Genomic DNA, 395 nt, shown 5'->3' with positions numbered 1-395 from the left:
AGGGATTAATTCATCTATATTATAACCTTCATCCTCAAAATAACTAATAGCGTCTTCATTTCTATCTAAATTAAAATGCGAAACTTCTAAAAACATATCTTGAATAACATCTAAAGAATCTTTAAAAGCTCCTATTCGCTCTGTTTTCTTATCAAGTCTGTTTGTTAAGTCTTCAAATACACGTTTAGAATTCACATACTGAAACAATACTAGAAGTATTGAAAAGATAAACAGGTAAATAAAAATTCTTTGCTTCATAAAATAGGGTTATATGGTTAATTGTAATTCATCATATGCCAAAAATACGTTTTCTGGTAATGTTTTTTCAACTTCATCATGAAAACCTAATAAATGGCTTATATGGGTTAAATAAGCTTTTTTAGGATTTACTTTCT

At 26.8% G+C, this 395-nt stretch carries 2 pseudogenes; both read right to left on the bottom strand.

The annotated features are described in order from the left end of the window. Positions 1–258: pseudogene (locus tag FUA24_RS08065) on the bottom strand (hydrolase); the annotation flags it as partial. Between the two features lie 9 nt (positions 259–267). Then, positions 268–395: pseudogene (locus tag FUA24_RS25775) on the bottom strand (MBL fold metallo-hydrolase); the annotation flags it as partial.

It is taken from the genome of Seonamhaeicola marinus (assembly GCF_008085455.1).
The sequence above is the reverse complement of the archived record's forward strand: the minus strand, read 5'-3'. Positions and strand labels throughout refer to the sequence as shown.